Origin of the sequence: Chelativorans multitrophicus, from assembly GCF_011317445.1 — a bacterium.
GTDB classification, from domain to species: domain Bacteria; phylum Pseudomonadota; class Alphaproteobacteria; order Rhizobiales; family Rhizobiaceae; genus Chelativorans; species Chelativorans multitrophicus.
Window position 1 is genome coordinate 22,320 of sequence record NZ_JAAAPL010000010.1, and the last position, 24,978, is coordinate 47,297.

Annotated in this window: 23 protein-coding genes and 1 pseudogene; 13 read left to right on the forward strand and 11 right to left on the reverse strand. The window is 58.7% G+C overall.

Annotation, left to right across the window (positions count from 1 at the left end):
* Positions 1-130 precede the first annotated feature (130 nt).
* The 5 genes from GNP00_RS22285 (at position 131) to GNP00_RS22305 (ending at position 5,422) form a co-directional block, all read left to right on the forward strand.
* The gene (locus GNP00_RS22285) at positions 131-817 is read left to right on the forward strand and encodes a FadR/GntR family transcriptional regulator (protein ID WP_246259414.1); all 687 of its coding nucleotides are present in this window, start codon (positions 131-133) and stop codon (positions 815-817) included.
* 95 nt (positions 818-912) lie between these two features.
* Positions 913-1,908, forward strand: a complete 996-nt coding sequence (locus GNP00_RS22290) for a mannonate dehydratase (protein ID WP_011578955.1) — start codon at positions 913-915, stop codon at positions 1,906-1,908.
* Positions 1,909-2,031: 123 nt separating this feature from the next.
* The gene (locus tag GNP00_RS22295; protein ID WP_011578956.1) at positions 2,032-3,279 is read left to right on the forward strand and encodes an ABC transporter substrate-binding protein; all 1,248 of its coding nucleotides are present in this window, start codon (positions 2,032-2,034) and stop codon (positions 3,277-3,279) included.
* Positions 3,280-3,403: 124 nt separating this feature from the next.
* Positions 3,404-4,624, forward strand: coding sequence for a mandelate racemase/muconate lactonizing enzyme family protein (locus tag GNP00_RS22300; protein ID WP_011578957.1), 1,221 nt, complete (start codon positions 3,404-3,406; stop codon positions 4,622-4,624).
* Positions 4,625-4,636: 12 nt separating this feature from the next.
* Complete coding sequence (locus tag GNP00_RS22305) at positions 4,637-5,422, forward strand: SDR family oxidoreductase (protein WP_011578958.1); 786 nt, start codon at positions 4,637-4,639, stop codon at positions 5,420-5,422.
* A 68-nt stretch (positions 5,423-5,490) separates the two neighbouring features.
* Here the strand turns inward: GNP00_RS22305 and GNP00_RS22310 are convergent, their stop codons facing one another.
* Complete coding sequence (locus GNP00_RS22310; RefSeq protein WP_011578959.1) at positions 5,491-6,453, reverse strand: NAD(P)-dependent oxidoreductase; 963 nt, start codon at positions 6,451-6,453, stop codon at positions 5,491-5,493.
* A 31-nt stretch (positions 6,454-6,484) separates the two neighbouring features.
* Positions 6,485-7,411 (reverse strand): LysR family transcriptional regulator, encoded by a 927-nt coding sequence (locus tag GNP00_RS22315; RefSeq protein ID WP_011578960.1) that lies wholly within the window; start codon positions 7,409-7,411, stop codon positions 6,485-6,487.
* A 192-nt stretch (positions 7,412-7,603) separates the two neighbouring features.
* On the opposite strand from GNP00_RS22315, the gene GNP00_RS22320 reads away from it, so the two are divergent.
* The 5 genes from GNP00_RS22320 to GNP00_RS22340 are packed head-to-tail and all read left to right on the forward strand — an operon-like array spanning position 7,604 to position 11,093.
* A complete protein-coding gene (locus GNP00_RS22320) occupies positions 7,604-8,440 on the forward strand; it encodes an ABC transporter substrate-binding protein (protein ID WP_166016318.1) in 837 nt (278 codons plus the stop codon).
* 24 nt (positions 8,441-8,464) lie between these two features.
* Complete coding sequence (locus GNP00_RS22325) at positions 8,465-9,163, forward strand: amino acid ABC transporter permease (RefSeq protein ID WP_011578962.1); 699 nt, start codon at positions 8,465-8,467, stop codon at positions 9,161-9,163.
* Positions 9,164-9,167: 4 nt separating this feature from the next.
* Complete coding sequence (locus GNP00_RS22330) at positions 9,168-9,866, forward strand: amino acid ABC transporter permease (RefSeq protein WP_011578963.1); 699 nt, start codon at positions 9,168-9,170, stop codon at positions 9,864-9,866.
* On the forward strand, positions 9,863-10,615 hold the full coding sequence (locus GNP00_RS22335) for an amino acid ABC transporter ATP-binding protein (protein ID WP_011578964.1): 753 nt from the start codon (positions 9,863-9,865) through the stop codon (positions 10,613-10,615). Before GNP00_RS22330 ends, GNP00_RS22335 begins: the two co-directional genes overlap by 4 nt.
* Complete coding sequence (locus tag GNP00_RS22340) at positions 10,602-11,093, forward strand: nuclear transport factor 2 family protein (protein ID WP_011578965.1); 492 nt, start codon at positions 10,602-10,604, stop codon at positions 11,091-11,093. Before GNP00_RS22335 ends, GNP00_RS22340 begins: the two co-directional genes overlap by 14 nt.
* Before the next feature lie 410 nt (positions 11,094-11,503).
* On the opposite strand, the gene GNP00_RS22345 is transcribed toward GNP00_RS22340, so the two are convergent.
* The 6 genes from GNP00_RS22345 to GNP00_RS22370 all read right to left on the reverse strand — a co-directional run bounded on the left by GNP00_RS22345 (position 11,504) and on the right by GNP00_RS22370 (position 18,773).
* Positions 11,504-12,355, reverse strand: a complete 852-nt coding sequence (locus GNP00_RS22345; RefSeq protein WP_011578966.1) for an IclR family transcriptional regulator — start codon at positions 12,353-12,355, stop codon at positions 11,504-11,506.
* 4 nt (positions 12,356-12,359) lie between these two features.
* A complete protein-coding gene (locus GNP00_RS22350; protein ID WP_041545855.1) occupies positions 12,360-13,241 on the reverse strand; it encodes a serine aminopeptidase domain-containing protein in 882 nt (293 codons plus the stop codon).
* 200 nt (positions 13,242-13,441) lie between these two features.
* Complete coding sequence (locus GNP00_RS22355) at positions 13,442-14,596, reverse strand: mandelate racemase/muconate lactonizing enzyme family protein (RefSeq protein WP_011578968.1); 1,155 nt, start codon at positions 14,594-14,596, stop codon at positions 13,442-13,444.
* A gap of 127 nt (positions 14,597-14,723) precedes the next feature.
* Positions 14,724-15,821 carry an ABC transporter ATP-binding protein gene (locus tag GNP00_RS22360; protein ID WP_011578969.1) on the reverse strand — a complete coding sequence of 366 codons (1,098 nt, stop codon included), beginning with the start codon at positions 15,819-15,821 and terminating at the stop codon, positions 14,724-14,726.
* 1 nt (position 15,822) lies between these two features.
* On the reverse strand, positions 15,823-17,562 hold the full coding sequence (locus GNP00_RS22365) for an ABC transporter permease (RefSeq protein WP_011578970.1): 1,740 nt from the start codon (positions 17,560-17,562) through the stop codon (positions 15,823-15,825).
* 86 nt (positions 17,563-17,648) lie between these two features.
* Positions 17,649-18,773 (reverse strand): ABC transporter substrate-binding protein, encoded by a 1,125-nt coding sequence (locus tag GNP00_RS22370; RefSeq protein ID WP_011578971.1) that lies wholly within the window; start codon positions 18,771-18,773, stop codon positions 17,649-17,651.
* A 642-nt stretch (positions 18,774-19,415) separates the two neighbouring features.
* On the opposite strand from GNP00_RS22370, the gene GNP00_RS22375 reads away from it, so the two are divergent.
* Positions 19,416-20,573 carry a mandelate racemase/muconate lactonizing enzyme family protein gene (locus tag GNP00_RS22375; RefSeq protein WP_011578972.1) on the forward strand — a complete coding sequence of 386 codons (1,158 nt, stop codon included), beginning with the start codon at positions 19,416-19,418 and terminating at the stop codon, positions 20,571-20,573.
* Positions 20,574-20,620: 47 nt separating this feature from the next.
* Here GNP00_RS22375 and GNP00_RS22380 read toward each other — a convergent pair whose 3' ends face one another.
* Positions 20,621-21,697, reverse strand: coding sequence for a tartrate dehydrogenase (locus tag GNP00_RS22380; RefSeq protein WP_011578973.1), 1,077 nt, complete (start codon positions 21,695-21,697; stop codon positions 20,621-20,623).
* A gap of 16 nt (positions 21,698-21,713) precedes the next feature.
* Positions 21,714-22,877, reverse strand: a complete 1,164-nt coding sequence (locus tag GNP00_RS22385) for a mandelate racemase/muconate lactonizing enzyme family protein (protein WP_011578974.1) — start codon at positions 22,875-22,877, stop codon at positions 21,714-21,716.
* Between the two features lie 145 nt (positions 22,878-23,022).
* Between GNP00_RS22385 and GNP00_RS22390 the strand changes: the two genes are divergently transcribed.
* Positions 23,023-23,955: a LysR family transcriptional regulator gene (locus GNP00_RS22390; protein ID WP_011578975.1), complete on the forward strand. Its 933-nt coding sequence runs from the start codon at positions 23,023-23,025 to the stop codon at positions 23,953-23,955.
* Positions 23,956-24,003: 48 nt separating this feature from the next.
* Here the strand turns inward: GNP00_RS22390 and GNP00_RS22395 are convergent.
* Positions 24,004-24,163 (reverse strand): annotated as a pseudogene (locus GNP00_RS22395) (DDE-type integrase/transposase/recombinase); the annotation flags it as partial.
* A gap of 22 nt (positions 24,164-24,185) precedes the next feature.
* Here GNP00_RS22395 and GNP00_RS22400 point away from each other — a divergent pair.
* On the forward strand, positions 24,186-24,809 hold the full coding sequence (locus GNP00_RS22400) for a hypothetical protein (RefSeq protein WP_011578976.1): 624 nt from the start codon (positions 24,186-24,188) through the stop codon (positions 24,807-24,809).
* Positions 24,810-24,978: the final 169 nt, after the last annotated feature.

Sequence of the window (24,978 nt, forward strand, 5' to 3'; positions counted from 1 at the left end):
ACGAATTTATATGATGTATAATGACTGGACAAATTGAGAGACAATGTCAATAGGCGAAGCTATTATCCCGCAGATCACATCCGCGTGGGCGGCGGCAGGAGAGAGGTAGACGATGGACACCAAGTACGGCATGCCAGCGCGGCGGACGCGGCTTTCTCACGCCGTCACAGAAGAGCTTCAGCGGCAGATCAGCACCGGCGCGCTAGCGCCCGGCGCAAAATTGCCGACCGAGCAGCAGATGGTAATACAGTTCGGCGTCAGCCGCACCGTGGTGCGGGAAGCAGTATCCGCATTGTGGGCCAACGGGCTGGTAGAAGCGCGCCAGGGAAGCGGCGTTTTCGTGACCGGCAGCAAACCCCACAAAAGCCCCGGAATCTTCTCCGAGGATATGGCAAGCCTTGCGTCCGCGCTGGAACTTTTCGAAGTTCGCATGCCCTTGGAAATAGAAGCCGCCGGAATTGCCGCCATGCGAAGATCCGTCGCCCAGGAGCTTGCGATCCAGTCGGCCCTCGATCATTTTAAAACAAGCATTATCAACAATCAGCCGCCCCTCGAAGCCGATCTTGAATTCCATATGGCGATCGCCGAAGCGACCAATAACCACTTTTATGCCGACGCCCTGATCTTTCTTGCGCGCAGAACAATCGCTCGTCCCCATACCTCCGATAAGGACTACTTGGCGGCCGTCAGCGCCGAACACTCTCGAATCGCCTCGGCGATCAGCGACCAGAATCCCGAACTTGCCCGGGAAGAAATGCGCCGACATCTGGCCGGCAGCATCAAGCGTTACCGCGTCGCGACTCTAAAAAATTTGTAGTCCGCAAAAATTCAATTGAAATTCATCATACATATTATAAAATTGACCTCATCGCCGAACCTGCGGAAGGGCGGCGGCGATGAAGGAGCGACACATTGCATCTGGGCACCCAAAACGTCGCGCGTAACGACGATGACTATCGCCTCATGGCACAGCTTGGTGTGCGGCATGTCTGCGCCGATCTCGCCGGAAACCCGCATGACTGGACACTTGACGATCTCCTGCGCCACCGCGAAAAGATCGAAGGCTTCGGCCTCCAGTTGGACATGATCCAGCTCCCCTTGAGCTCCCGGCCGATCGAGGAGCAGCAGAGTCCCGGCATTCTGACCGCCGGCCCCACCCGCGACCGTGAGATCGATTCGATCTGCCGCCTGATCGAAAACCTTGCGCGTGCGGGCATCCCGGCCGCCAAGTATAATTTCAACATCATCGGTATCCCCAGAAGCAACCCGGAAGTCGGCCGCGGCGGCTCGCTGCATTCCTCCTTTCGCTGGGAAAAGATGGACCAGAACGCGGCGCCGAGCATTGCCGGCGTGGTTTCGGAAAGCGAAAACTGGGAGCGGATCGACTATTTTCTTGAGCGCGTCGTGCCGGTTGCGGAGGAAAACCGCATTCGTCTCGCCTGCCACCCGCACGATCCTTACACTCCGCCGGGTTACCGCGGCGTAACCCGCGTTCTGGGCACTGTCGAAGGCCTGAAGAAATTCGTCGGGATGCGCGAGAGCCCCTATCACGGGCTCAATTTCTGCCAAGGCACCGTCGCCGAAATGCTCGACGATCCAAAAAACGAAATCAATGACGTCATCCGCTGGTTCGGGCAGCGCGGAAAAATCTTCAATGTCCATTTCCGCAACATTCGCGGCGGCCGCCTCTCCTTTATGGAGACCTTTCCCGAAGACGGCGACATGGACATGTGGCGCGCGCTGAAGGTCTATGCGGAGGTTGGCTACAAATACATGCTGATGCCGGACCACGTTCCGAAAGTGAGCGGCAAAGATCCCGAGGCTGCCGGTTTCGCTTTCTGCTTCGGCTACATAGCCGCACTTCTCCAGGCCCTTGAGGACGTGATGCCGGGGTCCACCACCAAATGAGGATGGAAATACAACGCTGACGTGGATGTCCGCAGCCGTCGGAAGACGGAGGCAGCGACAGGAGGAAAACGGGAGGCCGGCGAGTGATCGCCTGCAGGAAAACTGGAAAAAGGGAGATGAGATATGAAGCGACTATCGAAATTCTTAGGGCTCAGCATGCTGAGCATTGCCATGACGCTGCCGGCCGTTGCCGCCTCCGCCGAAGAGATCACCTGGTGGGCCCCGAACTGGGGTGAGGCGCGCGCCCGGAAACTGGTCGAGGACTTCCAGGCCGCCAACCCGGATGTCACGGTTAACCTGGAGATCACCGTTTCGAACGGCCTCCAGAGCCGCATCGAGGTCGCCCTGCGCTCGGGAAACCCGCCGGACCTGATCGACACCAGCATGCAGTGGGTCATCCCGTTCGCCAGCAGCGGCAAGCTGCTCGATCTCGACCAGTTCGCCAAGGAACAGGTTAACCTCGACGACCTTCTGCCGGCCACACTGGATTCCACCCGCTACAACGGCCACATCTACGGCCTGCCTTATCGGGCCCAGACCCTGGCCTTGATCTACAACAAGGCGCTTTATCGCGACGCCGGTCTCGACCCGGACAATCCGCCGAAGACCTGGGACGAATTCATCAAGGCCTCGCAGGCGCTGACGAAGACCAATACGGCCGGCAAGCAGCAGTATGGCATCGGCGTTGCCGGCGGCGGCGAATTGGGCAATCTGATCACCCGCATGGTTCCGTTCATTTGGATGAACGGCGGCGATGTTCTCAATGCCGATTTCACCGAGGCGATCGTCAACGAGAAGCCGGCGGTCGAAGCCGTCGAGTTCTACACGGCACCGCTGACCAAGTACAACATTGCACCGCCTTCGACGCTGCAGAACGACGGCCTTGCACTGCGCAGGCTTTTCGGCGCCGGAACCGTCGCGCAATATTTCTCCGGACAGTTCGACCTTCCCGCCATCAAGCAGGAAGCGCCTGACCTGGAGATCGGCATCGCTCCGTTCCCGCATCCGGAAGGCAAGCAGACTGCGGGTATCCTGAGCGGCTGGGCTTTCGTAGTGCCGGCCGATTCGCAACATAAGGACGCCGCACTCCGTTTGGCGAAATTCCTCATGCTGCCGGAAAACCAGGGCTATTACACCGATACCTTCCCGGCCAGTATGAGTGCCATGGACCTGCCAAGGTTTAAGGACCCGCTTCTGCAGCCCTTCAAGGAGATGCTGAAGTTCACCAAGCCCGCGCCTTCGACACCCGTCTGGATCAAGGCTCAGCAGATCCTCTTTGCCCACACCCAGGAAGTCCTGCTCAACTCCGCAACGGCGCAGGAAGCCATGGATGCTGCGGCCGAAGAGATAAACGACGCGCTCGCCCGCTGAACCCGGCTCGGCTGATATCGCGCCTGTACAGAAAAAGCCTTCCGCGCGTGAGCGGAAGGCAGCCAACTCCGGGATCGATGACAAGCCGACCGCCTCATCGCCGGCTACCCAGTCAGGAACAACAATGCTGATTACACACGTCGAAAGCTTCCTGTTCAACCCAGGAAGCACGCGCAACCTGCTCTTCTGCCGCATCGAGACCGATTCCGGTCTTTACGGCTGGGGTGAAGCCTATGTTACCGCGGAAAAGGAAAAGGCCGTCGACGAATATCTGCGGGCGATGGCGCCGCATCTCATAGGTCGCAGCCCGTTCAATATTCGGCACACGGGGCAGGTTCTTTTCGACGACTTCGTCATCAGGCGATCCTCCATCGGTTTTCTGTCTGCCTGGAGCGCCATCGAGATGGCCCTTTGGGACATAGTCGGCAAGCAGGCCGGATTGCCGCTGCACGACATCATGGGCGGCGCTTCGCGCGAGCGTGTGCGCGTCTATGCCAATGGCTGGGCTGATGAGCCTGGAACGGTGGACGACTATGTCGAGCGGGCGCTGAAGGTCAAGGAATTGGGCTATACCGCCCTGAAATTCGACCCCCTGCCCGGCCCCTGGCGGAATTTCATCCACCGCGAGGACGAGGAGTTTGCGGTCAATTACGTCCGGCTGATGCGCGAAGCGCTCGGCCCCGACATGGAACTCCTGATCGAGATGCACCGACGCCTCGCGCCGTCCTATGCGATCCGGCTCGGGCGGCGCCTCGCGGAATTCGACATTCACTGGTATGAGGAACCCTGTCTTTCCGATAACATCGATCTTGTGGCGGAGGTCCGCCGCAACCAGCCGATCCCGGTCGTAACGGGGGAAACCATCTACACGAAAGAATCCTATGCGCAGGTTTTGGAAAAGCGCGCGGCGGACATCCTCAATCCCGATATCTGCGCGGTCGGTGGCATCACCGCGCTGATGGATATCGCCACGATGGCCCAGCCGCATGCGGTTGCCATCTCTCCTCACAACAACAACAGTACGCTCGCCGGGCTGGCCGCAACGGTCCATGTCTGCGCCGTCATCCCGAATTTTACGATCGCAGAGTGCTTCATTAACCGGCTGCACGCGTGTGACGAGATCGCGCTTTCCTCGATCAAGGTGGAAGCCGGCTGGGCGGAACTGCCGAAGACACCAGGGCTTGGGATCGATATTGACGTGGAGCGGCTGCGCAAATTCCCCTACCGCCATTATCCCCCGAAGGGACTGCGGCAGTACTGGGAGGAATTTCCCCGCAAGAACTATGCTATACCGCGCTTCATGCAGGGCGCTGGCGGTGTCGTCAGCGAAGAAAATGCCCAATAGCAGGAGGTAGCTTTGGATTTAGGACTGACGGACAAGACGGCCCTGGTGCTGGGTGGCAGCGGCGGGCTCGGCAGCGCAACGGCCCGCAGGCTCGCCGCCGAAGGAGCCAAGGTCGCGGTTGCCGGTCGCGACCGGAACAAGGTCGAGGCGATCGCCTCGTCTATCCGTGCCGATGGCGGCATGGCCATGCCCATTGTGTGGGATCTGGCGGATCTGGACGCCATCAAGGATCGTGTCGCCGAAGTGGAGGCGAAGTTCTCCGGGATCGATATCCTGGTCAACAATACAGGCGGACCACCGCCCTCTTCCGTTGCTGGACAGCCGCGGGAGCTCTGGTTGAAGCAATTCGAAAGCATGGTTCTGTCCGTCATCGCGCTGACCGACCAGGTCGTTCCAGGCATGCGCGAGAGGCGATGGGGCCGCATCATCACCTCCGCCTCTTCCGGAATCATTGCGCCGATACCCAATCTCGGCCTGTCGAATGCTCTTCGCTCCACCTTGCTCGGCTGGTCCAAGACATTGGCCAGCGAGATCGCGCGCGATGGCATCACCGTCAACATCGTCGTTCCCGGCCGAATTGAGACTCAGCGGATCATCTTCCTCGACGAACAGCGCGCCAAGCGCAGCGGTCGTCCGGTGGACGAGGTTTCCGCCGAAAGCATCGCAACCATTCCTGTCGGACGCTACGGCAAGCCCGAAGAATATGCGGATGTGGTCGCCTTCCTCGCAAGCCGAAATGCATCTTTCGTGAACGGCGCGACCTTCCGGGTCGATGGCGGAATGATCCCCAGCGTTTAGGCCTCCGGGCGGCGAACCCCGCTGACGCAGACCTGCGGGAAGAATGCATTCCATCCGCAGGCCTCGCGTCAAACCAGCCTGCCGACGATTTCGCCATGATCCCGGAAAGCGCGGAGGTTGGCGCGTGCCCGGGCCCAGGCAGCGTCAAGGGCGTCTGACGTGAGGCCCGCCACATGCGGTGTCACGACCAGGTTCGGCGCAGTCCGCAGTACGTCTGGAAGAAGCGGCTCGCCTTCGAATACGTCGATGGCAGCACCGGCAATCGCTCCCTTCATAAGGGCGGCGGCAAGCGCATCGCTGTCCACCACGGTGCCACGCCCGACATTTACCAGAAACCCAGCCGATCCCAGGGCATTCAGAACGCCAGTGTCGACGAGATGATAGGTGGCTGCGCCTCCGGGGCAACATACGAACAGTACATCCGCCTCTGCAGCCAACTCCGCTGGACTGCCGCAATAGGCATAGGGACTTCCGGGCGCGGCTCGCCGGTTGTGGTAGGCTATTCGGGCATCGAAGCCTATAAGCCTCCTGGCAATCGCTTCCCCGACCGCTCCAAGTCCCAGTATACCGCAGACCTTTCCCGAGAGCGTCGGGCGTTGAGAGGGCGTCCAGGTTCCTTCGCTTGCCTCAATATGGAACCGGGGGATATCGCGCAGGATGGCGAGTGCCATGCCGATCGCGTGATCCGCAACGGAGGGAGCATTTGATCCTACGCCGGAAGCAACCACGATCCCGCGCCCAGCCGCGGCATCGATGTCCAGCTTGTCAGTTCCCGAGCCCAGAACTTGGATGAACCTGAGCCGTGGCATTGCCTGCATCTCGGCGCCCGAGAGGCCGCGCCCTCCGTTGGTGATGATCGCCTCGATCTGTTCCAGCTCCGTCCGATCGAACGGTTCCAGCGAGCCGCCGGCCGTTGAGCCGCCGGCCGTTGCGAACACCACACGATAGTCGCCTTCGACAGACCCGAGCCGGCCATTGTCGACGGCCGTCAGGACGAGCAGTCCGGGTTGGGTGTTCCCGTTAACTGACATTCCAATTTTTCCTTGTTAGCTTTCGGCTCTATTAAGCCGGCGGTCCCGTTTCAACGTGCTGACTATTGCGCCCTTCCTCTACCAGCCATTCCCGAAATGCCGTCGCATGCGGGTCCCGAAGCTTGGATGGCGGAATCAGCGCATAATAAGCCCCCGCGCCCGGATAAGGCTTGGTGGACAGGGTCACGAGCACTTTAGACATCAATTCCGTCGCGACGAGAAAGATCGGAACCAATGCCACGCCAAGACCGGCGCAGGCGGCACCGATCGTCATGGAAAAGCGGTCCAAGACCGGCCCTCGATAAGGATCTCGGCACATGATCCCGGATGCCTCGAACCACTCGCTCCACAGTCCCGGCCGGTCAGCCTGCTGAAGAAGCGTTGCATTAGCGACGTCGCTCGGGTCGAAAAGCTGAAAACGGTCCCTGAACTCCGGGCTTACGACCGGAATGAACAGCTCTCCGCATATGCGTATCGCATCCGGACCATCCCAGTTTACAGCCGCGTAGTGAATGGCGACATCGTAAGAATTTCCATGGAAATCGTATGGTTCGACACGCGTCGTGAGGTTCACTGTCAAGTTCGGCCAGATTTCCAGGAAACGCGGGAGGCGCGGCATCAGCCATTGCGAGGCGAATGTCGGAAGAACGACCACGTTGAGAACAGATTCTTTTCCGCCGGCCGCCCCAACCGACATCGCCGCCATGCGGAACCGGGCGAGGATTTCCTGGGTGGCATTGAGATAGGTGAACCCGGCGGGCGTCAGTGACACCTGACCACGGTTGCGCTTCAGCAAAACGGCTCCGAGCGAACGCTCCAACTGCTGCAGCTGCTTGCTCACAGCGCTTTGCGTCAACGCCAGCTCTTCGGCCGCGCGCGTGAAATTACCACGCCGCGCCACCGTCTCAAAGGCGACCAGTTCCTGAAACGACGGCATATGGCGGCGGGAAAACGACATTTCTCGATTTCAAACTATTCCGCTTTGGAATGCAATAATTACACAACATCGTTTGTCCAGCCCCCACAACTGATCGATAACGAGCGCAACAAGATCGTGGATGGTCCGAAGGAGGTCGGCCCATCGTTGACATGTCTTGTTCGATGGCGGGGCCTGAAAATGCGCCTCGCAAACACCAAGGGAGGAGTGCTCATGAAAGGAAAAAGCCTTTATGCCGCTCTGCTGGTCGCAGCCACGCCCGGCATGTGGGGATTGTCCGCCGCTGAAGCAGGGACGCTCGATGACATCAAAGCGCGCGGAGAGTTGATCTGCGGGGTTCTCGGAAACAGCGAGCCATTCGGCTATGAAGATCCGGGCAACCGCCAGGTTGTCGGCTATGAGATCGATCTCTGCAAGGACCTGGCCGGCACCATGGACGTCACGCCAACGATCAAGGTCATTGCACCGCAGGCGCGCATTCCGGAATTGCAGCAGGGACGCGTTGATCTACTCGCAGCACTCATCTCCTACACAAACGAGCGGGCCGAACAGGTCGACTTCAGCAATACATATCTGGTCGATTCCTTCCGATGCATGGTGAAGAAGGATTCCGGCATCACCGGGCTCGACGGCTTGGCGGACAAGCGCATCTCAGTCCAGAAGGGTGGCCTGATAGAGGCGGCTTTACGCTCGCAGTTCCCCAATGCAACCGTCCTTTCCTATGACGATGTTTCCGAGCGTTTCGTCGCGTTCCAGCAGGGAAAGGCCGCCGCCACCTGTGACCGCGCCACTTTGCTGCGAGCACTTCAGATAAGAGCGAAGAACGAAGCCACCACTACCATACTGCCCGAAGCCCTGAACATGATGCAGAAGGCGGGCTTTGCCGTCCGCAAGGGCGACAAGGACTTCGTCGACTACCTCAATCAGTTCCTTGCCACTTACGAATCGTCCGGAAAGGGCCAGGCCCTCTTCGATCGCTGGGTCGGCGCTTCCTCGAATTACGACCTGTCCCGCGACTTCAAAATGGGCGACGACATCGCGAGTCAGTAACGACTTTACTGGAAAGCGGCACAAATGAACGTCGCCCTCGATTTCACGGCAATTCTCAACGACCAGTATCTGCATTATTTCCTGACCGGCATCCAGAATACGATAGCTCTGTTCGTCCTGACCTGGCTTGTCGCATTTCCTTTGGCCGTGCTGCTGACCGTCATCAGGAGCAGCGGAATACGTCCGCTCTCCTGGTTGATTGCCCTTTATGTGGAATATCATCGTAACGTGCCTTTGTTGGTACAGCTCCTGTTCTGGTATTTCGGCATTTCGTCGTTATTTCCAGACGGCCTCAACGATTTCATCAACCAGCACAACACGGAATTCATCTTCGCGCTGCTTGCCCTGGTGCTCTACACGGCGGCCTACATGTCGGAGGATATGCGCAGCGGCTTGCGCGCCATTTCGAAAACACAGTTCGAGGCAGCCCGCGCTATTGGCTTCGGCTTCGTCCAGACCATGACATATGCCATTCTGCCGCAGGTTTGGCGGCTGTCGCTTCCCCCCCTCGTCAATCAGACCCTCATTCTCTTTAAGGGAACCAGCCTGGCGGCCTCCATCGGGGTGGCCGAACTTACTTTCCAAGCGCGTCAGATCGAGAGCATCACGTTCCGGGTGTTTGAATCCTTCTTCGTCGTAAGCCTTCTTTATCTCGCTGGGTCGCTGACGCTGATGTTTGCCGGCTCCTGGCTTGCCCAACGCTACAAGCTGCGGACGCGGTAGACAGATGCTCGACGTTGTTCAACAGTACTGGCCCTACCTGCTTTTCGGCAGTTATCCGAACGGGCCGCTCGGTGGCTTCACAATGACGCTGGTGATCGCGATCGTCAGCCTCGTCCTGACATTCCCGAGCGCCGTCCTGGTTGCGCTGGCGCGGACGAGCGAAGTAAGGGTCCTGGAGCACGCCGCCTTCCTGTTCGTAACGATTGTGCGTGGCATACCGCTGCTGATGCTGATCTTCTGGGTCTATTTCTTCCTGCCGGTGGCGCTCGGCACGCCCATCAGCCCCTTCTGGTCACTTATCCTGGCGATCGTCGTCTTCCAGACCGCCTACCTCTCTGAGGTCCTGCGTGCGGCGATTGAGGCCCTCCCAAAAGGTCAGACCGAGGCGGCACTGTCCTTGGGCCTCTCCTATTTTCCGCGCATCTGGAAGGTTACCCTGCCACAGGCGCTCTACAATTCCATCCCGGGCATCCTCAACCAGTTCACCTCCATGATCAAGGAAACGTCGCTCGGATATGTGCTGGCGGTCGAGGAACTAACATACGCCGCCAACAAGGTGAACAACTTCATTCTCGTGAAGCCCTTCTCGGTTTTTGCGCTACTGGCGCTGACCTATTTCGCCGTCTGCTTCACGCTCACCCAGCTTGTCCGTCTCCTCGAAGCCAGGATCGAGAACCGGTTTACCCGCGTGGCGGCTGCATGATGGTCCCGATAATTACTCTTGAGTCTGTCGGAAAATCTTTCGGAAGTTTCCGGGCGCTGAAGAGCGTTACCGGGGAAATCAATGCCGGCGAAATCGTCGTCATCTGCGGCCTTTCGGGCTCCGGGAAATCGACGCTCATTCGTTGCCTGAACGGGCTGGAGGCGATCGATGAAGGCCGAATAGTCGTCGATGGCATCGATGTCGCCGCCCGCAACACCGACCTCAATCAATTGCGCCGCCGGATCGGCTTCGTATTCCAGCAGTACAGCCTTTTTCCTCACCTGACCGCCATCGACAACGTTTCCATCGGCCTGCGCCGCCTGCAGCGAGTCCCGACCGAGGAAGCGCGTGCCCGTGCTCTCGTGCTCCTGGAGCGCGTCGGCCTTGCCCACCGGTCAAATTACGTGCCGGCCGAGCTTTCGGGCGGCGAGCAACAGCGCGTAGCGATCGCCCGCGCCCTTTCGATGAATCCACCGATCATGCTGCTCGACGAGCCGACCAGCGCCCTCGACCCAGAGGTCGTGGGGGACGTGCTGGCGATCCTCCAGTCGCTTTCCGGCACCGGCATCACCATTGTGTGCGTCACCCATGAGATGGGCTTCGCGCGCAACGTTGGCGACTGGATCTGGTTCATGGAGGATGGATCGTTGATCGAAAAGGCGCCACCGGAACTTTTCTTCTCAAAGCCTCATCACCCGTCCGCACAACGCTTCATATCGACTATTTGGAGGTCTCATGAACGCGCATAGTCTTCTCACCGCAGTGGCAAGCCGCCCGTCTCTCGTCCCGGACAGAAGCAGGATTGGCGAAGACATCAGCTATCGGGACCGGGCTGATTGCGAAAGGCTGCTGGTGGCCTGTTACAGTCTCATGGACCGCGGCCATTACGAAGCCTCGGGGGAACTCTTTTCGGAGGACGCTACGTGGATTCGTGGCGAAGGGCCTGTCCATACCCGCAAGGGTATATTGGCCTCTCTGCATCGCCGCCCGCCACAGCGGCAGTCACGGCATTTCATTACCAATGTCGTCGTCACGCCACTGGGCGATTACGCGGAGGCCACCGCCTATATGATCGCGCTCCATGGCGTCCGCACCGCCGATGGCCCGTCACCTCTTCCCGTGCCTGTAGCAGTGTGTGATCTGGTGGTTCGCTTTCGCCGCGGCGAGGAGTGGGAGATTACATATCTTGAGCCGATCCAGGTTTTCGTTCCGCCATCGGCGGGTTGACATGCCGTCGGCATGGCTCGCATCAGAGCCAATCGGCAAACTCGCGCACGAGCCCGTCCAAGGTTTCCGACCTGCCCAACGCCTCTAGGAAAACCGCTGCCATCCAGTGGGCGACCGCCAAGAGACAATGTCCGTGCCTGTAACTCCAACGAACTAGAGTCGGCACTGGTTTTCGCTGTCGATCAGCGGCAGCGATACTCGGCGATAATTGGGGGAATCGTCGTAGATTCAGGCTTCCTTGGCTTCTGGAACGCGACCACCTTTGCCTTGAGTTTCGTCTCGGCGACCTTGTTGTAGCAGATGCCCTGGGCGCCCCAGACCGGTTTGCCGCAAATGATCTCCCAGGACTTGATCGCACCCGTCTTGGCGAGCCGCTTCAGACCGGAGATCCAGTATCCGTTGTTGTTCCCTCAGTCGTAAAAAATATCCCAACTTGCTGGGGCAGCACGATCGTTCCCGTTTGGAATCCATCCGATCAGACGGGAAATTTCGTTGGTGACGCGAAGCAGTTCGGCACCAACCGCCTTGATCCTGTCGGGATCGAGCCGTGGTGCCACCGTCGAGAGGGATACGGCACCGACGATTTCTCCCGCGCTTGAACGTATCGGCGAGGCTACACAGCAGACGCCATCTTCAAGCTCCTCCAGATCGGTGGCGTAGCCGTTCCTGCGGACAGTTTCGAGATCCCGGAGAAGATCATCGACGCGGCGGATGGTCTTCGAGGTCATCGCCGGTAATTCGTTCGGGCCGAGCAATTCCCTGATCCGCTCATCCCAAAGCCAGGCCAGCATAGCCTTTCCCGCCGCCGTGCAATGGAGAGGGTGGCGAGATCCTATCTGAATAACGGCCCGGGCAGTCCCACCACCCTCATATTGATCAATATAGATGACATCGGAGCCATCGCGGATGCAAAGACTTATCGTATCGCCAATGCCGCGTGCGAATGTGCGCAGAATGGGTGAGGCGATCTGGTCCAGCCGGTTCTGGCGCGCAAATACCATGCCTACATGGAATGCCTGCGGTCCCATGCGAAAGGTCTTGGTTTCCGGTGACTGGGCGACAAAACCGCGCTCGCAGAGCGTGTTGAGCAAACGCGAGACAGTGCTAGGCGAAAGCGCGAGGTCGCGTGAAATATCCGACAGGCTCGAACCGGGCGATTTTGCGAGGAGTTCCAGGATGGATAGTCCTCGATCCAGCGCGCGGGTTAGCGGAACGCTTTCTCGCGTCGGCTTGCGGCCGGGACGACTCTGGCCCGTTTTCATTCCTCTATTCACGTTGCTGTGCAAAATCTCGCAGTTTGGTGATCCAGCGAGCTATCTGGCCCGCAACTGCCTTTTCGCTTCCCGTATAAAAATAGTCAACGCCTACCAGTTTCTTCGTCACCACCAACTGCGAACTGGTGGCCGTATGACGGACTCGGCTTAGGAAGTCATCGATATCCTTGTTGACGAGTTTTTCCTTGGTCCCATACCAGGCGAGAATGGGACAGGCGATCCGCGACAGGGCCGGGGGGATGTTGCCGAAGCCATAGAGGACCTCGTGCACGCGATTGAGATCCACATAGGCTTCGGCGCTGATCGTTGCCGCCTGGCGACTGTTGCGGGTTCCCCAGGGCAGAAGCTCCTTTTCATGCCCCTCCATGATCATCTTCTCGGCTTCTGCCTGCAGATCCTGGCGCATCTTCTCGCGGAACAGCGAGGCGGACGAGGCGAGCACTAGGCCCATGATGCGCGGATCGCGGCGCTCGCTCTGATAATAGACGATCTTGGAGCCTCCAACGCCGTGGCCGGCAAGAAGAATTTCGGCGCAATCGCGCGTGGCGAATTCCACCCAGGCTGCTACATCGATCGGCGATTGGCTGAAGAGTTCCCATGCGCTTCCGCCGAGAAAGGCACCCTTCTCAGTTCGGAACCAGGTGCCGAAATCGTGGCCTCGCATGTTGGCGGTAATGAAGCGGTAGCCGCGGCCGGCCAGCAGACGGCCTATCTCCACATATTCGATCTCGGAGAATTTACGGTGCACGCCATGAAACCAAAGAATGGTCTCGAGGGGAGCGGCTTTCCGGGCCGGCTCGATCATCAGCCCTTCAAGCGTCAGCCCATCCTCTGTTCTGACATAAACGATCTTCTCGCGGGTATCATAGCTCACTACACGTTTTCCAAAACAAAGGCCCGGCGAGAATGGCCCGCCGAGCAGCTCCAATTCCAAGGCGGCATAACGACCGCCAGTTCGCCAGTGTGTACACCAAGTGTGGGAAACGTCGACTGGGATCAACCTTTTCTGCATGCTCGGCGGTCGACGGAGCCCTATTCCGCAACACTGGCGATGATGTCCTCCGGGAGGAGCTCTCAGGCGACCCTGTAACGTTCGAGCATCTTTTCGTTGGGTTCGGTCGCCATTCCGGGAACGTCGGGAATGGTCACCGTGCCATCCTCGTTGAGGTCTGGCGTGTGCTTGTACACACTGCCGAACATCGGATTCAATTCCTTCGGATAGAACTCCAGAAGATGCGCATTCGGTATGGCTCCAAGAAGCTGGATATGCGCCTGCTGGTCCCCATGCGGGCAGATCACCAGGCCGTGTGCCTCCGCCATTGCCGCGACTTTCATGAATTCGGTCACGCCACCCATATAGCGTGCATCCGGCTGGAGAAAGGAGATCGCCTGCGTCGCGATGAGATCGCGGAAGCCATGCTTGGTGTATTCATTCTCGCCCGTGGCAAGCGGAATGGACGTGGCACGCGAGAGTTTTGTGAAGCCTTCGTAGTCATCCGGCTGGACGGGCTCCTCGAACCAGTAGATGTCGAACTCCTCGACCCGCTTGGCGAGGCGAATGGCATCGAAATAGGTATAGGCGCAGTTCGCGTCGATCATCAGCTTGATGTCCGGACCAAGCGCCTTGCGGACGGCGTTGATGCGCTCAACGTCTTCTGCGATGTCGACGGCCCCAACCTTCATCTTCACGCCGCGGGCGCCGCGCTCGACGTGATTTGCCATCTCCTGTTGCAGGTCCTTCAGGCCTTTGCCCTTGGCATAATAGCCGCCTGCCACATAGGTCGGGATCCGGTTCCGGTAACCGCCGAGCAGGCGCCAGATCGGCATACCGGCGATCTTGCCCTTGATGTCCCAAAGGGCCATGTCGATCGACGAAAGAGCCTTGGTTTCCTGGCCACGCCGTCCGTAAAGCTTGGGACTCCACAATTGTGCCCAGACCGCCGCTGTCGCTGTCGGATCCTTGCCGATCATGGTGGACAGGAACTGGTGACGGATCGCGTTTTCGCCGGGATTGTTCCGGCCGATGCCGTAACCGGTGATGCCGATATCGGTCTCGATCTTGGTGATGGCGATGTTGACGTTAACATAGGTATGCAGGCCGTTCTGAATCGGCTGAGCACGCGGCCAGGAATAGCAGGCTAAACTGGCATTGGTTATCTTGATCTCGCCGACGGCGGATCGGATCATGTCTTGGCCTTTTTCGGCTTCGGTAACGGCAAGTTCACTCATAGGGCCTCTCCATCGCTAGTCAGATTAGGAGTGTCGCGCGCCGCCGCGACGTGCGTAGCGGGCGCAAGGTTCTTCGACAGCCGTGTTTCAGGCTTAAATCCCGCGGCCGACATCGGCAGCGTCGCCCTCAAGGGCGCACGCACAGGCACTCCTCTGCCGGCAGCAGTGCGCTTGCCATGGTCTGTTCGGTTGGCTGCTGCTCGGTCTGAATCCGCAGGGGACCGAAAGGCGTGTCGCCGACGATCTCGTACTGGGCACCCTGATAGAGGACGATTCTCGGCTTGAAGGGCACCACCGCGCCGGATTTTTCCGACCTCGCCTGTCCTCCCGTCAGCACGATCTTCTGCGGCCGGACGGCGACGCTGACCTCCGATCCGATCCGTGCGGGAAGGTCGGACCGGGCGGAAATGCGCGTGCCGTCGGCGGTCTCAACGGTTGCCATTGCACCGGTTGCTTTATCGGGCATGCCGATCAGCTTGCCGGGAATGATGTTCGCACCGCCGACGAAATCTGCCACATAGGCCGTCGCGGGACGCGTGTAGATCTCCGAAGCGCTGCCGAACTGCTCGATTCCAACCTTGCTGAGCAACACCACCTGGTCGCTGAGCGACAGCGCCTCGATCTGGTCGTGGGTAACGAGAATCGTCGTGAGCTTGAAGTTCTGGTGGATATCCTTCAGCCAGGACCGAGCCCTTTCCCTCAATTGCGCATCAAGGTTCGAAAGCGGCTCATCGAGCAGCAGCAGGCGCGGCTGATAGACAAGCGCGCGGGCAATCGCCACGCGCTGCTGCTGACCACCGGACAGCTGATACGGATAGCGATTGGCAAGACCACCAAGCTCCAGCCGGTCCAGCATTTCGCGCGACTGTTTTTCGCGCTCCATTTTGTCCAGTCGGCGGATCCGGAGCGAATAACCGACGTTCTGGAGCACCGTCATATGTGGCCAGAGGGCGTAGTTCTGAAAGACGAAGCCCACATTGCGCCGCTCTATCGGCACGTTGATGTAGTCATCACTCGAGAATACTGTGTCGGTATAGATCTGGATGCTGCCCGTCGTAGGCTGATCTAGTCCTCCGATCATGTTGAGCAGGGTGGTCTTGCCGCAGCCGCTCGGCCCGAGGAGCGAGGTGAAAGATCCGTCCTCGATCGTGAGATCGAGACCCTTGATGATCTCCGCCGCGCCATAGCTCTTGCGAATTTTCTGAAGTTGGACAGCCACATTCATGTCAGGCTCCCTTTTTTCCGGAATAGATGAAGATCGCGACAGGCAGGGTCAGTGCCAGGGTGATCGCCGAGAGAGCTGCGACCGGCCCGTAATTGCCCATCACGTTGAGCTGCAGCATTGTCGTCCCAATCACCGCGGTATCGGGACTAAAGAGGAAGGACGCGGCTGCATATTCCTTGAAGAACTGCACGAAATAGAGCAGGTAGCAGGACAATAGCGCCGGCTTCAGCAGCGGCATGGTCACCGCGATGTAGGAACGGATTTGCGAGCCGCCGGTAATCCGCACCGCCTTCTCGAGATCCTCGCCAATCTGCAGGAAAGCCGGCGAAAGCGTCGCAAAACCGGTCGGGAAATAGCGGATGATGTAGGCGACCACGAGGATCGCCAGGCTGCCCCGCAAAAGCCCGCCGCCTGGCAGCAACACGGTAGCGTAGAAGATGCCGATGCCGACGACCAGGCCCGGAATTGCTTTCGGGATGAAGGCTGTCTGCTGCGTGAACGAACGGATGAAGGCCGGCGACCGATAAGCGACGATCGTGCTGACGAAGGTGAGCACGACGGCAACCGCGCCACCGACGATCGCGACGATCAGCGTATTGTAGATGCTTTTCACATAGGCTTCATAGCCGAGCACCATGCGAAAATTGTCAAGCGTCAAGACCTGGCTGATCGGCATGTAGGGAGACAGGAACGACGTGAACGACCGGAGGATGAGGAACAGGCAAGGAAAGATCGCCGTCAGCAGGCAGTAGGCGAAAATGAGCGCCGAGATCAGCCAGCCCCATAGGCCGACCCTTATCTGCGACGGGCTCGAGGACTTGCCGCCGATAGTATTGAATTTACGCAGGTCGCCAAGCATGTACTTCTGCGCAAAAACAAAGAGCTGCACCAGGATGAGCATGAAGATTGCGGCGGCGCTGACCAGGCCGTAATCGACCTGGGCGGCGACGATGCCTTTGTCATAGAGATAGGTGGAGAGCACCTCAATGCGGGCCGGCCCGCCGAGTACGAGCGGCACGGCGAGGAGGTCGAGCTTCATCACGAAATTCAGCAGAACGCAGTAGAGGACCGAGGGCATGAGCAGCGGCAAAACGATAGTGCGGATCGCCCGCATAGGCGTTGCTCCCGCGGCACGGGCCGCCTGCTCCAGCGTATTCGGGATGTTCTGCATCGCCGCAGAAAAATAGATATAGCTCACCGGCGCTGCCGAAACGCCCGCCAGAAGACTGATGCCAAGTAGGGAATTGAGATTGGGAAGGCCGAAGCCGATAACTTCCTTCAGCCAGAGCGCGATGAAACCGGTTGGGCTGTACATCATGGACCAGGCAAAAGCCATGATGAGCGACGACAGGAACATCGGTGCGAGGAACATCATCCTCAACGTTCGCTGGAACGGAAGGTCGAGGCGATCCAGGAACAAGGCCGAGAGGAAGCCCACAAAGGTCGAAATGGCTGTGCCGATAAAGCCGATGATCAGCGTGTTCTTGGTCGCATTGATGAAGCGCGGATCGGCGAATAGGTTGCCGAAATTGGCAAGCGTGAAGGCCGCACTCCCGTCATAGAGCGGCTTGTCCAGGAAGCCCTGGTAGACGATGGGAACCATCGGCGAGACCAGCAGCATAAAGAGCAGCGCGGCTAGTACGATGCGGACGATCAGACCCCGATTGTTGCCAATCCTCTGCAGGATGCGGGAGTCCCGGGATATCGATGCTGTCGCCAAGGAAGGGTCGGTGGCGGTCATGAGTACCTACACTCCTCTGGAACGAGGCCGGGCGAAGCACCCGACCCCGCGTTCTCATTCGGGATAAGTTCGAAGGCCGACGGCTTTTATTGCGTGATGCCGAATGCCTTGTTGACCTTCTCGACGTATTCCGGCGGAGGAGTGAGCAATTTTTTGTCGAGCGTCACGCGGATGATGTTCTGCTCGCCGATCTGCTTGACGATAGTTTCATAGGTGAGATCATAGGAGCCCGGCGGGATCTGCAGCTCCGAGCGGTAGGGGATGAGACCGCCCGCATTCACCGCTTCCTGTCCTTCTTTCGAGATCAGGAAATCGACGAACAGCTTGGCCGAATTCAGGTGCTTGCTCGTCTTGGCGATGGCGAAGTAACGCGGCGACATCACCAACCCGTCCTTCGGCAGAGCAAAACCGATAATGTTCGCACGAGTCTGATCGCGCAGGAACGGCACCGCCTGAATGGCCGAGAGTGCCCAGCCGGCGGCATACTCGCCGGTCAAGATCTTCTCAAAAACCGGGCCGCCGGATCGCTGGAGATCGGCGATCGGTCCGAGCACTTCATATTGCGAAACGACCTTGTCGAGCCCGACGTGATCGATGTAGTGGGTCAGCTGCGACTGGTTTGCGGAAGTACCGAAAGGTCGGATTGTTGCAATGCGCTTATCGAATTTCCCAGGATTGTCCTTGACGAGCGCAACCAGGTCTTCGACGGAATCCGGATATTCCGACTCCGACAACACGAATTTGTTGTAGACAATGATATATGGGTCCACCGAAATCGTGTAGACGCCCGGAAAAGGCTTCGACCAGTCCGGCAATTTCGAGCTTTCAGGAGAGTCGTAAACAACGACATTGCCCTTGTCGATAAATTCCGGCCAGACGGCGCCGGAGGCGGATAGAATGATATCCGCTTCACTCGAGCCGGCCGCCTGCTCAGCATAGAAGCGCTCGAAGACTTCTGTGCCGCCGAGATCGAGCGTGCGAACGGTGATCCATGGATACTGCTCCTGAAAAGCATCCAGAACCGGCCGCCAATTGGCTTCGCCTACGTTGGACTGAATGAGAAGCGTCGGCTCCTGCTTGGAGGCTTCAACAATCTCAGCATAAGAGCTCGGATAATAGTCGGGCTGCGCATGGGCAGGCACCGCCGCGGCACCAAGCAGCACAGGAATCGCCGACAGAGCGAGTCCCCGTTTGATTTGTCCTATGAGCATTTGTTTCCTCCCTTGAAAAACCGGACCCGTAACGGGTTGTTCATCCAATATCGGCGCCTTTGTCCCGGCCGGAGTCCAGACGCGATTTCCGCCCCCGAAGGAACCTGAAACGACGAGAGAAAATTGTCAATCTCCAAAATGATTTATCATCTAGTGATAAATTAACGAGATGATTGTTTTACCTTTCCCTCGTCCACTTTCGGCATATCCTCGGAAGCAAGCCACACAACAAAATTAGATAAATTATGTAGTGTTTTCAATTAGTTGTATAAAACACTGTTTGAATTTCGCCTCTATGCGCGTCAAAATCCCTTTTTCACCAGGCACCAGGAATCATTTGCAATGTTTCCAAAAATTGAATAGGGCTGAGGCCCATAAATGCCCCGTTCCAGATGACGAAAATACCCTCTTTCCTTCGAGGAGGCGAAGGCATTGAGGGTGACGAACGCGTTCACAGCAGCCGTCGAACGGAAGACACAGCACTCTCTCGGAAACCGGAGCGGCGTAGAGAAAACTTGGGCGGGATGCTGCCGGTGCGCATGATCCGCCAATGTGGCTCGTTTGGTTCGTCGACAACCAAATCGGGACCGGAAGCCACATCCTTTCAGAGACATCGCATCAGCTGACATGGAGGAAGACAGCATGATCATTACCAAGGCCGTTCCATTGTTCATCGACCGTTTCCTTTTCGTAAGAATCGAAACGGACAAAGGCATTTCGGGCATCGGAGAATCGGGAGCGTGGGGCCATCTCGAAGCGAGCGCGGCCGCCATCTCGAAATTCGGGGAGTATCTCGTTGGCAAGGACGCGCGGCAGATAGAACACCACTGGCAGGTGATGCGCCGGGCACACCATTTTACGGGGGCCGCCATCTCGGGAGCAATTTCCGCCATCGATATCGCGCTGTGGGACATCAAAGGCAAAGCGTATGGCGTGCCTATCTACCAACTGCTTGGAGGCGCCGTACGCAGCAAGGCGCGTCTCTACGCCCATGTGAAGGGCAGGACGATCGAGAAGCTGATCGGTCTTGCATCGAGCTTGCAGGAGCGCGGCTTCACCGCCTTCGGCCATCTCAATCCATTTCTCGATGAGGACGTCCACGAGGCCTATTTCAAACCGCATGCGCGGAAGATGAAGGATGCAATCGAAAACGTCTTCAAGCTCCGCGAGGCATTGGGCCACGAGGCCGATCTTTGTATCGAACTGCACCGCCGGCTGACTGCTGCCGAGGCCGTGACGTTCGCGCGTGCGATCGAGCAAACACTGCCGATGTTCGTCGAAGACCCTGTCCCGCCGGAGGGCATCGATACGATGGCATTGGTGGCAGACCGCGTACCCGTACCGATCGCCACAGGCGAACGGTTCACCGACATGCACCAGTTCCAGATGCTGCTTGCCCGCCGCGGCGTTCATTTCCTGCGGCCGTGCATTTGCCTCTGCGGCGGCATTACCGCAGGACGCAAGATCGCCGCTCTGGCCGAGGCGAGTGATGCCCAGATCGTTCCGCACAACCCGCTTTCCCCGATCAGCCTTGCGGCATGCCTGCAGTTGGATGCCGCGATCGGCAACTTCGCGATCCAGGAATATCCCGTCGCAAATCCGGAGTCGGAGGGCTACAGCCAGCTCCGCGCACATACCATGGTGACCGGCCTGCCCGAACCGGTTGGCGGCTTTATCGAAATTCCCAGCGGTCCCGGCCTTGGAATAGAGCTTGTCGAAGACGCCGAGCGAAAGTATCCGCGCAAAACCCGCACGATTCACATGCGGCCGCATTTCGACGGCTCCATGATCGATCAATGACGGGATGAAGAGGTGCCGCCGCCTTGAGCGGCGGCGCCGGTTGCAGATCAGGAAATGGCGGCCGCGACAGCCTTTCCGCATGTACGGGTATCGGCGGTTCCGCCGAGATCCCGCGTCCGGAGCTTCGGTTCGCGAAGTACTGTCTCCATGGCCTTCACGATCGACGCGGCGGCTTCCGGCTCCCCGAGATGGTCCAGCATCATCGACACGGACCAGATTTGTCCGATCGGATTGGCGATGCCGAGTCCGGCAATATCCGGCGCCGACCCGTGCACCGGCTCGAAGAGCGAGGGGAACGTCCGCTCCGGATTGATATTGCCGGAGGGGGCAATCCCAATCGTGCCGGTGCAGGCCGGACCGAGGTCGGACAGGATATCGCCAAACAAATTCGAGGCGACGACCACGTCGAACCAATCGGGATGCAGCACGAGGTGGGCGCAGAGGATGTCGATATGGTACTTGTCCCAGATGACATCCGGAAAGTTCCTAGCCATCTGCTCCACCCGCTCGTCCCAATAGGGCATGGTGATCGAGATGCCGTTGGACTTCGTGGCGGAGGTGAGGTGCTTCTTTTTGCGCTGCGCCGCCAGCTGGAAGGCGAAGCGCAGGACACGATCCGTTCCCGTCCGGGTCAGCACCGTTTCCTGCATCACTACTTCGCGCTCGGTGCCGGCAAAGATACGCCCACCGATGGAAGAATATTCGCCTTCGGTGTTCTCCCGCACAACGTAGAAGTCGATGTCACCCGGCTTGCGGCCCTGTAGGGGACAGGGAACGCCCTCCATCAGCCGTACCGGCCGCAGGTTGATATACTGATCGAACTCCCGGCGGAACTGCACGAGCGATCCCCACAGCGCTACGTGGTCGGGGACGATCTGCGGCCAGCCGACCGCGCCGAAGAAGATCGCGTCATGCGACCCGATCTGCTGTTTCCAGTCCTCCGGCAGCATGCGGCCATGCCGCAGGTAATAGTCGCAGGAGGCGAAATCGAAATGGTTGAAGATGATTTCGATCCCGTATTTCGCGGCGACGGCCTCCAGGACCGCCAGCCCCTCCGGGACGACTTCCTTGCCTATCCCGTCTCCGGGAATGACGGCGATGCGATAACGGCGACTATTTCCCATCAACATGGTCTCCAGGCTATTCCGCAAGCGCCCGCATGACTTTGATCAGGTCGGACTTTCCTTCAAAACCGATGCCCGGCAGATCGGGCATGACGATGTGACCATCCTCCACCTTCACGGTGTCCGGAAAGCCGCCATAAGGCTGGAACAGGTCGGGATAACTTTCATTGCCGCCGAGACCAAGGCCCGCGGCGATATTGAGCGACATCTGATGGCCGCCATGCGGGATACAGCGCGACGCAGACCAGCCGAACTGCTGCAGCACGTCCAAGGTGCGCAGATACTCGACGAGTCCATAGGAAAGCGCACAGTCAAACTGCAGCCAGTCGCGATCGGGCCGCATGCCACCATAGCGCAGGAGATTGCGAGCGTCGTGATGGGAGAAAAGGTTCTCGCCGGTGGCCATCGGTCCTGGATAAAACTCAGTCAGTGCCGCCTGCAATGCATAATCCAGTGGATCGCCTGCTTCCTCATACCAGAAGAGCGGATAGTCCCGCAGCATCTTGGCATAGGCGATCGCAGTCTCAAGATCGAAACGGCCATTGGCATCCACCGCCAGTTGCGCTTCGGAACCGATCTCCTGCAAGACGGCTTCGATGCGGCGGCGATCCTCGTCGATCGCTTCGCCGCCAATCTTCATTTTGACAACGGTGTAGCCGCGGTCGAGATAACTGCGCATCTCGGCCCGCAAGGCCGAATGATCCTTGCCAGGATAATAGTAGCCGCCGGCGGCATAGACGAACACGCGGGGATCAGCCTCGCGTCCCTTCATTTCGGCGAGAAGCCGGAAGAGAGGCTTTCCTGAAATCTTGGCGACAACATCCCAAATCGCCATGTCGACGGTGCCTACAGCGACGGACCGCTCCCCATGACCGCCGGGCTTCTCGTTCGCCATCATCGTCTTCCAGATGCGGAAAGGATCCAGGTTGGTGCCGTCATCGTCGATCAGCGTCGACGGATCGGCTTGCAGAACCCGATCGCGGAAACGCTCGCGGATCAATCCCCCTTGGCCATAGCGGCCGTTGGAGTTGAATCCATAGCCGACAACCCTGCGGCCATCGCGCATGACATCGGTCACGACAGCCACAAGACTGGTCGTCATCTTCGAAAAATCGATATAGGCGTTCCGGATCGGCGAGGCGATCGGCTGGGTGGTTTCACGAATGTCGATGATGCGCATAAGGTTCCTCCAAATTCGAAAGCCTTTATGCGCAGATTGCATATGTGGAACCTGCATTATCGGCTCAATGCTTATTGCGTAGGTCCATTGCGTCGGAGATACTAATGCCAATATCGAGATTGATCATGCATAAACGGCATAACGGATGGACCTTACCTGGCTGGAAGATTTCCTGGCTCTCGCTGAAACACTGAACTTTTCGAAAGCGGCTGCAACGCGGTCCGTGACGCAGCCCGCTTTCAGCCGGCGCATCCGCGCCCTGGAAAATTGGGTAGGGACCGCCCTATTCCACCGCACGACGCATCAAGTATCTCTCACTCCCGCCGGTGAACATTTCCGCAGCGAGGCTGGCAACCTCGTGCGAGGCTTGCAGCAGCTCCGCCGCGAAACGGCGGAAGCCAGTCGGCGTCACGTCTCCCGGCTTTCCTTCGCTGCGACGCATGCCCTTTCCTTTACCTTCTTTCCCCGATGGATCCGCAATGAAGACACCGGATTTGCGACCGAAAGCGTGACATTGAGTTCGGGAACGATGGAAGCCTGCGGGCAAATGATGCTGCATGGAGACGTTCAATTCCTGTTGTGCCACGATCATCCGGCCAGCCAGAGCCGGCTTGCGCGTCCCGGCTTTTCCAGCGTCGTTGTCGGCGACGATGTGCTTATTCCCCTCTCGGCTCCCTTGCCCTCCGGCCTGCCGAAGTGGTCGCTGGAGAACCAGGCCGAAGCCCGATACCTTGCCTATAGCGATAGATCGGCGCTCGGCCGCATCGTCGCGGACTGGATTACCCGTTGTGATGACGCTCCCCCTCTCGTCCAGGTTTTTACCTCGGATCTGGCGACGACATTGATGTCGATGGCCTGCGGTGGCGACGGCCTCGTATGGCTTCCGAAGATGTTGGCCGGAGACCAAATCGATCGAAGCCGGCTTGTCGTTGCCGGCAGCAACCGCTTTTTCATCCCCGTACATATCCGCCTGTACCGGTCCACCTCGCGCCTTAGCCCAATGGCAGAGGCAGTATGGTCAAGGCTGAAAAAGCTTGAGACAGATGGAACACCGCATCAAGCCGCATCATCCGCATAAATCGATTGCGTGATCAGTCCCGAAACCTGCTTTCGCCATCGCAGGCAAAAGACCGCAGGTCTTGCTGAAGAAGAACTCGACCGTGTCGCCTACACTGTCGATGGCACGGTAGAGATACGTCCATCGACCACGAACCCCAGACGTAGGTTTCAACGTGCCACTTGCCCGTCACCGAACACTTTCGCCGGTTGAAAGGTTTTAACAGCAGCAGCCTCGATCCGACAGCCGCCATGGTCTACAAGATTTATGGCGAGGGGCTTTCCACCGAAGATGTCGACCTCATGACGGCCGCCATTCCCTATCCCATCATGGAAGACACCTACCGCTGGATCACGCGCAAAGGCGCTGAATATGACCGCGAGCTCCTGGAAAGCCTTAACCAGGTTCGGTTTCGGACCTATTTCGGGAGCGACGACACCGGATTTCAAATGATGTTCATGCGCGACGAAGGCGGATACTACATCGATGTCGGTTGTTCACGCCTCATTGCCAGCGGCCGAATCGGCGTTATTCCAGCTGAGGATGTGATCGACTGGACGGGAGACGGACCGATCCTGCGGGATGGCAGCCAGAAACAGTTCGACGCGGTGATACTCGCCACCGGCTACTGCAACATGCAGAAAACAGTGCGAGAAATTCTGGGTGACGAGATCGCCGACAGGCTGGGTCCTGTGTGGGGTTTCGACGAGCATTTCCAAATGCGCAACATGTGGCGTCGGACTGCACAGCCAGGGCTTTGGCTGACCGGCGGATCGCTGCTCGACTCACGCCTTTACTCGCGCTTTCTCGCTATCGAACTGAAGGCGGCACTGGAGAACTTGCTGCCTCCCCCAGATCAACTGCCCCTCGCCTAAAGCAGAATTTCGTCTGTATCATTCCGTTTCTTCGCTCCACCCGTCTACCACCATGACCGCTGCCTGATATCGAAGATCCTTCCCGGAGGGACGCGCAAGCCGAGCGGTGCCCTTGATTCATTCGAACGTCCAGGTCCGGGCGCTGTCGGTGCCAATCTCGGCAGGCGGT

Bases quoted from the DNA above. Each gene is read 5' to 3' on its own strand.
- GNP00_RS22285 (WP_246259414.1), top strand. From the start codon at position 131: ATGCCAGCGCGGCGGACGCGGCTTTCTCACGCCGTCACAGAAGAGCTT.
- GNP00_RS22295 (WP_011578956.1), top strand. From the start codon at position 2,032: ATGAAGCGACTATCGAAATTCTTAGGGCTCAGCATGCTGAGCATTGCC.
- GNP00_RS22300 (WP_011578957.1), top strand. From the start codon at position 3,404: ATGCTGATTACACACGTCGAAAGCTTCCTGTTCAACCCAGGAAGCACG.
- GNP00_RS22310 (WP_011578959.1), bottom strand. From the start codon at position 6,453: ATGTCAGTTAACGGGAACACCCAACCCGGACTGCTCGTCCTGACGGCC.
- GNP00_RS22315 (WP_011578960.1), bottom strand. From the start codon at position 7,411: ATGTCGTTTTCCCGCCGCCATATGCCGTCGTTTCAGGAACTGGTCGCC.
- GNP00_RS22320 (WP_166016318.1), top strand. From the start codon at position 7,604: ATGAAAGGAAAAAGCCTTTATGCCGCTCTGCTGGTCGCAGCCACGCCC.
- GNP00_RS22325 (WP_011578962.1), top strand. From the start codon at position 8,465: ATGAACGTCGCCCTCGATTTCACGGCAATTCTCAACGACCAGTATCTG.
- GNP00_RS22330 (WP_011578963.1), top strand. From the start codon at position 9,168: ATGCTCGACGTTGTTCAACAGTACTGGCCCTACCTGCTTTTCGGCAGT.
- GNP00_RS22335 (WP_011578964.1), top strand. From the start codon at position 9,863: ATGATGGTCCCGATAATTACTCTTGAGTCTGTCGGAAAATCTTTCGGA.
- GNP00_RS22340 (WP_011578965.1), top strand. From the start codon at position 10,602: ATGAACGCGCATAGTCTTCTCACCGCAGTGGCAAGCCGCCCGTCTCTC.
- GNP00_RS22345 (WP_011578966.1), bottom strand. From the start codon at position 12,355: ATGAAAACGGGCCAGAGTCGTCCCGGCCGCAAGCCGACGCGAGAAAGC.
- GNP00_RS22355 (WP_011578968.1), bottom strand. From the start codon at position 14,596: ATGAGTGAACTTGCCGTTACCGAAGCCGAAAAAGGCCAAGACATGATC.
- GNP00_RS22360 (WP_011578969.1), bottom strand. From the start codon at position 15,821: ATGAATGTGGCTGTCCAACTTCAGAAAATTCGCAAGAGCTATGGCGCG.
- GNP00_RS22365 (WP_011578970.1), bottom strand. From the start codon at position 17,562: ATGACCGCCACCGACCCTTCCTTGGCGACAGCATCGATATCCCGGGAC.
- GNP00_RS22370 (WP_011578971.1), bottom strand. From the start codon at position 18,773: ATGCTCATAGGACAAATCAAACGGGGACTCGCTCTGTCGGCGATTCCT.
- GNP00_RS22375 (WP_011578972.1), top strand. From the start codon at position 19,416: ATGATCATTACCAAGGCCGTTCCATTGTTCATCGACCGTTTCCTTTTC.
- GNP00_RS22380 (WP_011578973.1), bottom strand. From the start codon at position 21,697: ATGGGAAATAGTCGCCGTTATCGCATCGCCGTCATTCCCGGAGACGGG.
- GNP00_RS22385 (WP_011578974.1), bottom strand. From the start codon at position 22,877: ATGCGCATCATCGACATTCGTGAAACCACCCAGCCGATCGCCTCGCCG.
- GNP00_RS22390 (WP_011578975.1), top strand. From the start codon at position 23,023: ATGGACCTTACCTGGCTGGAAGATTTCCTGGCTCTCGCTGAAACACTG.
- GNP00_RS22400 (WP_011578976.1), top strand. From the start codon at position 24,186: ATGGTCTACAAGATTTATGGCGAGGGGCTTTCCACCGAAGATGTCGAC.